General features: G+C 73.4%; 6 protein-coding genes. 5 read left to right on the forward strand and 1 reads right to left on the reverse strand.

Annotated features, from left to right (window positions below; translation table 11 throughout):
- Positions 1-80 precede the first annotated feature (80 nt).
- From ACFWDO_RS20525 to ACFWDO_RS20540, 4 genes are all read left to right on the forward strand, one after another.
- The gene (locus ACFWDO_RS20525) at positions 81-2,105 is read left to right on the forward strand and encodes an ABC-F family ATP-binding cassette domain-containing protein (protein ID WP_380347144.1); all 2,025 of its coding nucleotides are present in this window, start codon (positions 81-83) and stop codon (positions 2,103-2,105) included.
- A 106-nt stretch (positions 2,106-2,211) separates the two neighbouring features.
- Positions 2,212-2,658, forward strand: coding sequence for an Lrp/AsnC family transcriptional regulator (locus tag ACFWDO_RS20530; RefSeq protein ID WP_380327089.1), 447 nt, complete (start codon positions 2,212-2,214; stop codon positions 2,656-2,658).
- Positions 2,659-2,716: 58 nt separating this feature from the next.
- Positions 2,717-4,081 (forward strand): L-lysine 6-transaminase, encoded by a 1,365-nt coding sequence (gene lat, locus ACFWDO_RS20535; protein WP_380327092.1) that lies wholly within the window; start codon positions 2,717-2,719, stop codon positions 4,079-4,081.
- Between the two features lie 210 nt (positions 4,082-4,291).
- Positions 4,292-4,876: a hypothetical protein gene (locus ACFWDO_RS20540; protein WP_380326851.1), complete on the forward strand. Its 585-nt coding sequence runs from the start codon at positions 4,292-4,294 to the stop codon at positions 4,874-4,876.
- 16 nt (positions 4,877-4,892) lie between these two features.
- Here ACFWDO_RS20540 and ACFWDO_RS20545 read toward each other — a convergent pair whose 3' ends face one another.
- A complete protein-coding gene (locus ACFWDO_RS20545; protein WP_380326848.1) occupies positions 4,893-5,888 on the reverse strand; it encodes a hypothetical protein in 996 nt (331 codons plus the stop codon).
- Between the two features lie 381 nt (positions 5,889-6,269).
- Here ACFWDO_RS20545 and ACFWDO_RS20550 point away from each other — a divergent pair, with 381 nt between their 5' ends.
- Positions 6,270-7,913, forward strand: a complete 1,644-nt coding sequence (locus tag ACFWDO_RS20550) for an ABC transporter substrate-binding protein (RefSeq protein ID WP_380326845.1) — start codon at positions 6,270-6,272, stop codon at positions 7,911-7,913.
- The last annotated feature ends 165 nt before the right edge of the window (positions 7,914-8,078 follow it).

Genomic DNA, 8,078 nt, shown 5'->3' on the forward strand with positions numbered 1-8,078 from the left:
CTGCTCGCCCTGGCTGGTGAAGCCGCCGGGGGACAGCAGCCGCGACAGATCCCGTGCTCGAAGGCGACTACCCTCGTTGGGTGGCACATCTCCTCGGCGCGGACGGCATCGCGCTGACCATCGGTACCCGCACCCTCCTGCACGACGTCTCCCTCGGCCTCGACGACGGCGACCGCATCGGCGTCGTCGGCCCCAACGGCGCCGGCAAGTCCACCCTGCTGCGCCTGCTGGCCGGCACCCAGGCGCCCGACGCCGGCCGCGTCACCCGCGTCGGCGGCTCGCGGCTCGGGATGCTCGTGCAGCGCGACGTGGACGACGACGCCGCGACCATCCGCGACCTCGTGCACGGCGACGACGCCACCCACGAGTGGGCGTCCGACTCCCGCATCCGCTCCGTGCACGCGGGCCTGCTCGCCGACCTCGACCTCGACCAGCCCGCGTCCACGCTGTCCGGCGGCCAGCGCCGCCGCGTCGCGCTCGCCGCGCTCCTCGTCGAGGACCCCGACGTCCTCCTGCTCGACGAGCCCACCAACCACCTCGACGTCGAGGGCGTCGCCTGGCTCGCCGAGCACCTGAAGAACCGGTACGGCCGCCCCGGCGCCACCGGCGCGCTCGTCGTCGTCACGCACGACCGCTGGTTCCTCGACGCCGTCTGCTCCCGCACCTGGGAGGTGCGCGGCGACGGCACCGGCGGCGTCGACGGGTACGACGGCGGGTACGCCGCCTACATCCTCGCCCGCGCCGAACGCGCCCGGCAGGCCGCCACCGCCGCCGAGAAGCGCAACAACCTGCTCCGCAAGGAGCTCGCCTGGCTCAAGCGCGGCGCCCCCGCCCGCACCTCCAAGCCCAAGTTCCGCCTCGACGCCGCCGCCGCGCTCATCGACGACGAGCCGCCGCCCCGCGACACCCTCGAGCTCACCCAGATGGCCACCCGCCGCCTCGGGAAGGACGTGCTCGACCTCGAGGACGTCACCGTGACGGTGCCGGCGCGCGAGGGCAGCGAGGCCGGGCCGCGCGACGCCGCCGGCCGGCGCGTGCTGCTCGACGACGTCACCTGGCGCCTCGGCCCCGGCGACCGGTACGGCGTCGTGGGCGTCAACGGCGCCGGCAAGACCACCCTGCTCGCCCTGCTCGCCGGGCGCCGCGAACCCGACTCCGGGCGCGTGCGCCGCGGCAAGACCGTGCACGTCGCCGAGCTCACCCAGGACGTCGGCGAGCTCGACGACGTCGCGCACCTCACCGCCGTGCAGGTCGTCGACCGCGAGAAGCGCACCGTCGTCGTCGACGGCAAGGAGCTCACCGCCGGCCAGCTCACCGAACGCCTCGGCTTCACCCGCGAGCGCGCGCACACCCTCGTGCGCGACCTCTCCGGCGGCGAACGACGCCGCCTCCAGCTGCTGCGGCTGCTCGTCTCCGAGCCCAACGTGCTGCTCCTCGACGAGCCCACCAACGACCTCGACACCGACACCCTCGCCGCCGTCGAGGACCTGCTCGACGGGTGGCCCGGCACCCTCATCGTCGTGTCCCACGACCGGTACCTGCTGGAGCGCGTGTGCGACCGGCAGTGGGCGTTGCTCGGCGACGGCGCGCTGCGGGACCTGCCCGGTGGGGTGGAGCAGTACCTGGCGCTGCGGCGTGCTGGTGTTGGTGGTGGTGCTGGTGGTGGTCGGGGGGCGACGGCGGCGGATGTCTCGTCGCGAGGCGTCCATCCGAGCCCTCGTTCCTCGGGCTCTCCCGCCAGGCCCATCCAGCCTCGCGACGAGACATCCGCCGCCGCCGCCCGTGGGGGCGTGGCCTCCGCAGAGGGTGCGGCGGGGAACGCTCGGTCGGCGGCGGAGGGCAGTGCGGCGTCGTCCGTGGGGGGAGTGGGGCAGGCGGCTGTGTGGTCGGCGGCGGAGGTGCGGGCGGCGCGGAAGGAGATCGCGCGCGTCGAGCGGCGGCTGGGGCGGATCGCCGACGAGGAGAAGGCGCTGCACGAGCAGATCGCCGCCGACCCGACCGACTTTGGCGCCGTCGCCGCGCTGGACGAGAAGCTGCGCCGGCTGGGCGCCGAGAAGGAGGAGCTCGAGCTGGCGTGGCTCGAGGCCGCGGAGGTCGCGGGCTGAACGACCGGCCGTCGGCGGGGTGCCGGCGGCCGTGGGGGTGGAGAGCGAGACGCCCGTCGTCCACGAGGACCGGGCGGCGGGACCACGACGGGGGAGAGGACCAGGCATGCTCGAGGACGAGGTCGACAAGGCGCTCGTACGCGCCCTGCAGGGCGACGGGCGGGCCACGCTGGCGTCGCTCGCCGGCGTGACCGGGCTGTCGCAGTCCGCCGTGCAGGCGCGGGTGCGCAAGCTCGAGGCGCGCGGGGTGATCACCGGCTACCGCGCCGTCATCGACCCCGAGGAGGTGGGGCTGCCCATCGCCGCGTACGTCGAGATCACGCCGCTGGACCAGTCGCAGGCGGACGACGCCCCCGAGCGGCTGCGCGACGTGCCCGGCATCGAGGCGTGCTGGTCGGTGGCCGGCAACGCCAACTACCTGCTGCTGGTGCGGGTTCCCGCGCCCGGCGACCTCGAGGACCTGCTGGGCGTGATCCGTCGGGAGGCGGGCGTCTCCACGCGGTCGACCATCGTGCTGCGCACCTACTTCGAGGGCCGCCCGCTCCCGGGCTGACGGAGATATTTTCGGGGAAACTCTGGTTCGGCAGGAAGTTCTCCCCTACGGTCGGGATATGACCGAGACAATCTCTCAGCGCACGGCCCCCAGCGTCGGTGGCTCGATCGAGGCCACCGCCGTCCTCGACTCGCTGCGCGAGCACCTGCTCGTGGACGGCTTCGACCTCGTCCTCGACCTGGAGCGCTCGCACGGGTCGACCCTCGTCGACGCCCGGGACGGCCGCGAGTGGACCGACCTGTTCACCTTCTTCGCCTCCAACCCCCTGGGCATGAACCACCCCGCCCTGTTCCGCGACCCGATGTTCCGCGAGGAGCTGACCCGCGCCGCCGTCAACAAGCCGTCGAACTCCGACGTCTACACCGTCGAGCTGGCCCGGTTCGTGGACGCGTTCGCCCGCGTGCTGGGCGACCCGGCCCTGCCGCACCTCTTCTTCGTCGACGGCGGGGCGCTCGCCGTCGAGAACGCGCTCAAGGTCGCCTTCGACTGGAAGTCCCGGCACAACGAGGCGCACGGCCGCTCGCCCGAGCTCGGCACGAAGGTGCTCCACCTGCGCGACGCCTTCCACGGCCGCTCCGGCTACACCATGTCGCTCACCAACACCGAGCCCGGCAAGGTCGCGCGCTTCCCCAAGTTCGACTGGCCGCGCATCACCACCCCCTACCCGGGGCACGACGCCGACGGCGCCCTCCGCGACGTCGAGGCGCTCGAGGCCCAGGCCCTCGCCGAGGCGCGCGCCGCCTTCGAGGCGCACCCGCACGACATCGCCTGCTTCATCGCCGAGCCCATCCAGGGGGAGGGCGGCGACCACCACCTGCGCGCCGAGTTCCTCCAGGCCATGCAGGCCCTGTGCCGCGAGCACGACGCGCTGTTCATCCTGGACGAGGTGCAGACCGGCGTCGGCATGACCGGCACCGCCTGGGCCTACCAGCAGCTCGGCGTGCAGCCCGACGTCGTCGCCTTCGGCAAGAAGGCCCAGGTGTGCGGCGTCATGGCCGGCGGGCGCGTCGACGAGATCGACGACAACGTGTTCCACGTGTCGTCACGCATCAACTCCACCTGGGGCGGCAACCTCGTCGACATGGTGCGCTCGCGCCGCATCCTCGAGGTGATCGAGGCCGAGGGGCTGATCGAGCGCGCCGGGCGCGTCGGGGCGGGCCTGCTGACGAGGCTCGAGACCCTCGCCGCCGCCCACCCCGGCGTCGTCACCGACCCCCGCGGCCGCGGCCTCATGTGCGCCGTCACGCTGCCGTCGCGGCAGGTGCGCGACGCCGTCGTCGCCGGCCTGCACGACCAGGGCTTCCTCATCCTCGGCTGCGGCGAGCGCTCCGTGCGGTTCCGCCCCGCGCTCACCGTCGACGAGGCCGTGCTCGACGCCGCCGTCTCCGCTCTGGACCGGGTCGTCGCGGGGGTCGCGGGCTGAGTCGGGCGGCGCGGGGTCGGGGCTGAGCTGGGCGGCGCGGGGTCGGGGATGTCGTGTCGCGAGGCGCGCCATCCGCCGTGCTCGTTCCTCGCACGCTCCCGCCAGGCCCGGCCAGCCTCGCGACACGACATCCCCGACCCCCCGCCTTATCGCCCGACCCGCGCTCCGACGCCACGCCTCGTCTCGCGGTTGTGGTGGCAGGGTGACGTCATGACTGAGTACCGGCTGGACCTGTCCGCTGGCAACGCCGACCGTGTGGTGACCGTGCTGCCCGGCGTCGGGTACACGGCGCAGGGGCCCGTGCTGGCGCGGCCTGTCGCTGCGCTGCGCGAACTCGGCTGGTCCGTGCGGGCCGTGGTGTGGGACGGGCGGCCGAACTCCGACGACGCGCGCCGGGCGTACGTCGAGGTGGCGCGCGACGGAGTGGCCGCGGCGCCGCGGGCCGCGCACCTGGTGCTCGCGAAGTCGCTGGGCACGCTGGCCCTGCCGGTCGCCGTCGAGCTGGGGCTGCCCGGCGCGTGGCTCACGCCGCTCCTGACCGCCGACGGGGCGCCCGACGTGCGGGCCGCCGCCGCGGGGCTCGGCGCGGCCGGCGTGCCGGCCCTGCTGGCCGGTGGTACGGCCGACGGGTTGTGGGACTCGGCGCTCGCGGCGGCGTCCGGGGCGCGGGTGCTCGAGGTGGACGGCGGCGACCACTCCCTCGAGGTGGCCAGCGACCCGGAGCGCACCGCGCGGGTGCTCGACGACGTCACCGCCGCCGTCGTCGACCTCGCCGGCGCGATCGTCGCGCGCTGACCGTCAGCGCGGCAGTTCACGCTCGCGGCGGCAGTTCGAACTGCCGCCGCGATCCCGAACTGCCGCCGTGAGTGCCCGCGGGCGGTGGCGGGGGCGGCAGCAGAGGGTTGAGCCGCGCCGCACGGCGGACCTGCGCCGGGAACCTGGCGAGCAGGCGTCGCGCGACCTGGTCAGGGCGCCGGGCGTCCCGGGCGACGAACCGCAGCGGCCGCGCGCCGAGGTGCTCCGTGATCGCGTCCTCGCGCACCTTCTCGTCGAACAACGCATGCTCGGCGTCGTAGGCCGGGCCGAACGCGCCGTCGCGGTACTTGATCCGCCCGTCGAACTCGGCGAGCACGCGGTGCTCGGGCCAGGCGAGGTCGACGAAGAAGCGGCCGGCGTGCGTGTCGACCTGCAGCTGCGTCTGCGGTCGCGGGAGGCCTGCACGCAGTGCGACGTATCGCAGCCAGGTCTCCCAGGGCGGGTCGACCCGCGCCTCGGCCAGCTCGAGCACGAGGCGAGCCCGGCGTACGCCGCGCCGTCGTCCGGCGAGCCGACCGATCGCATCGTCCCGGTCCAGGCCGTGCCCGAGCGCCCAGTCGGCGACGACGAGACCGCCCAGCGGGTGCATGGTCGTCACGCAGTCGACGACGGTCCGGGCGAGGTCGGTGATCGGCAGCCCGCCGCGCTCCACCCAGCGCTCCGGCAGGCCGCGTCGTCGCGTGATGTCAAGGGCGGACCGCGAGCTGGCACCCGACCGCTGGAGTACGTGCGTCGTCGTCGGCGTCTCCCACAGCGGGACGCCCCAGGCGAGTGCTGCGGACTCGTGGCTGAGCACGTGCTCGGCGTCGAGCTGCCGGTGGACGGCGACGAGGTGGTCGTGGGCACGGGCGTGCGGGTCGTCCGTGCCGGCCCGTGACGCGCGGTAGGCACCCCGGCGCACGCGCTCGATCTCGCGCGCGGCGGTCGCGCGTCGCAGCTCGGCGGGGTCGTGGTGCCGTGCGATCAGCAGGCCGCGGTCGTCGTCGCTCATGGCCGGGAGCGTGCTCCGCGCGCACGCCCTCACGCCGCCGTCCGACGGGTGGCTGTGGACGGGCTCGGCCTGGGGGCAGCGTCAGCGCGGCAGTTCACGCTCGCGGCGGCAGTTCGAACTGCCGCCGTGAACCCGAACTGCCGCCGTGAGGACGCGCGGGCGGCGAGCCGAGCGCGACACGCGGTCGATCGTTACTGATCCTTAACAGTGATTTTCACCACGGGAGGCCATGATGGCGATATGTTCCACGGCAACGTCGTCGTGGGCCCGAGGAGTCGGTGCGCGACGACGTGCACGACGACGTGAACACACGCATGGCAACGGCGCCTAGAGCGACCACGACGTGGGGAGAAGCCGGTGACGATGGGGCGAAGGGCTGCTGTGGCAGCCACGGCGACAGCGGTGGCGCTGGTGCTGGCGAGCTGTTCCGGCGGGGGCGGCGACGGTGACGGTGACGGCGGCGGGGGCGACGGCGGGGGGAGCGACCCGGACGCCACGCTGCACCTGTCGCTGAGCCAGGACGTCGAGACGCTGCTGCCGATGGACTCGAACGTCGGCGACAACATCAGCGTGCTCGACGTCGTCTACGACGGGCTGGTGCGGTACGACCCGAAGACCACGGAGCCGTACAACTACGTGGCCGACAGCATCGAGTCCGACGACAACACGGTCTGGACGATCAAGATCAAGCCGGACCTGAAGTTCCAGAACGGCGAGGCCGTCGACGCGGACGCGTTCGCCCGGGCCTGGAACTACGCGGCGTACGGCCCGAACGCGATGGCGAACAACTACTTCTTCGAGCGCATCGCCGGCTACGACGAGATGCAGGGCGAGACCGACGACGACGGCAACGTCACGAAGGAGCCGTCCGCGGACACGCTGTCCGGCCTCAAGGTCGTGGACCCGCAGACGCTCGAGGTCACGCTGACCGGCCCGTTCGCCGGGTTCTCGACGATGCTCGGCTACACCGGCTTCTTCCCGATCGCGCAGGCCTGCCTCGACGACATCGACGCGTGCGCCGTGCAGCCGATCGGCAACGGCCCGTTCCAGGTGGAGAAGTGGGACCAGGGCGTGAACCTCACCGCGAAGCGGTGGGAGGACTACACGCTGAAGGAGACCCCGAAGTACGGCGCCATCGAGTGGACCGAGTACACGGGCGAGGACAACTGGCCGGACTTCCAGGCCGGCAACCTCGACTTCGCGACCCCGCCGCCGGCGGAGACCGCGGCGGCCGCGAACGACCCCGACCTGCAGGAGCGGTACATCGAGGGCCCGGGCGCCGCGCTCACCTACCTCGGCTTCCCGCTCTACAAGGACGGCCCGTGGACGAAGGTCGAGTTCCGCCAGGCGATCTCGCAGGCGATCGACCGGCAGGGCATCATCGACGCCCTGCTGCCCGGCCAGCGCATCCCGGCCGACAGCTGGGTCGTGCCGGACGTCGTGCCAGGAGGCACGGGCGGCACCTGCGAGTTCTGCACCTTCGACCCGGACGCCGCCAAGGCGGCGCTCGCGAAGGCGGGCGGCTGGCCCGACGGCGAGAAGCTGACGATCCACCTGGGCCAGGACGAGACGGAGCAGGCCCTGTTCAAGGCGGTCGGCGACTCCATCCAGGAGACGCTCGGCATCCCGTACGAGCTGGACCCCACGGAGGACTACTTCGCCCGCCGCTCGGCGCGCGACTTCTCCGGCCCGTTCCGCGCCAACTGGTTCCCGGACTACCCGCTGAACGAGAACTACCTGGCCCCGGTGTACGCCAGCGGCGACGCCAAGAACGGCAACGTGGAGTTCGGCTACTACAGCGCGGACTTCGAGGCGGCCATCAAGGCCGGCGACGAGGCCCCGACGCTCGACGACGCGGTCGCCAAGTACCAGGAGGCGGAGAAGATCCTCGCCGCCGACTTCCCGACGATCCCGCTCTTCGTGGCCCAGAACACCACGTACTACAGCGAGAACGTCTCGAACGTCGTCCTCGACCCGTTCAGCGGCGAGCCCAAGCTCCGCCTCCTCGACGTGACGAACGGCTGACAACCGGCGACATGACGAACGGCTGACAGCTCAGATCGACCCTCCCGGTGGCCGCGGCCCAGGTCACCGGCCACCGGGAGGGTGCATGACGAGCGGGGCGCGGGTGTCGATGTCGCGAGGCTGGTCGGGCCTGGCGGGAGCCGCGAGGAACGAGCGGCGGATGGC

Source organism: Isoptericola sp. NPDC060185, assembly GCF_042728595.1.
Classification (GTDB): Bacteria; Actinomycetota; Actinomycetes; order Actinomycetales; family Cellulomonadaceae; genus Isoptericola.

Coding starts and splice junctions, on each gene's coding strand:
- ACFWDO_RS20530 (WP_380327089.1), top strand. CDS start 2,212: ATGCTCGAGGACGAGGTCGACAAGGCGCTCGTACGCGCCCTGCAGGGC.
- lat (WP_380327092.1), top strand. CDS start 2,717: ATGACCGAGACAATCTCTCAGCGCACGGCCCCCAGCGTCGGTGGCTCG.
- ACFWDO_RS20540 (WP_380326851.1), top strand. CDS start 4,292: ATGACTGAGTACCGGCTGGACCTGTCCGCTGGCAACGCCGACCGTGTG.
- ACFWDO_RS20545 (WP_380326848.1), bottom strand. CDS start 5,888: ATGAGCGACGACGACCGCGGCCTGCTGATCGCACGGCACCACGACCCC.